This window comes from Mesorhizobium sp. P2_E6 (genome assembly GCF_056403835.1).
In genome coordinates this window covers 1-522 of the sequence record NZ_JBFUEQ010000048.1, presented here as the reverse complement: position 1 = coordinate 522, position 522 = coordinate 1, and the positions used below count along the sequence as shown (strand labels likewise).

The 522-nt window shown below is 67.6% G+C and carries 1 protein-coding gene; it reads left to right on the top strand.

Annotated elements, in window-relative coordinates; translation table 11 throughout:
• Positions 1 to 522, top strand: a 522-nt coding sequence (locus AC1D08_RS33700) for a DUF5801 repeats-in-toxin domain-containing protein (RefSeq protein ID WP_477425364.1), incomplete at both ends; no start/stop codon positions are given.

Here is a 522-nt window from a genome sequence, read left to right as displayed (position 1 = left end):
CGACCAGCAGCGTGCGGTGGTCCATCCGACGACGGACCCGAACGAGCCGGTCAGCCTGAACGCCGACAATCTGGTGACACTGACGGCGACGATCACCGACAAGGATGGCGATCATCAGTCGGCGACACTGAACATTGGCAGCAACCTGACCTTCCTGGATGACGGCCCGTCGATCTCGGCGCCGGGCGCCAGTGCATCGCTGACGGTGGACGAGACGGATCTGACGACGAATGCGACGGCGAGCTTCGCCAGCGCGTTCACCTCCAGCTATGGCGCCGATGGCGCCGGCACGACCACCTATGCGCTKGGCTTCAATGCCGGCGCGACGGGGCTGGTCGACACGGCGAGCGGCCAGGCGGTGGTGCTGAGCCTCGAGGCTGGGCAGGTGGTCGGCCGTGCGGGCGTCGGCGGCGTGATCGTGTTCACGGTCAGCACCGATGCGTCGGGCAATGTGACGCTCGACCAGCAGCGTGCGGTGGTCCATCCGACGACGGACCCGAACGAGCCGGTCAGCCTGAACGC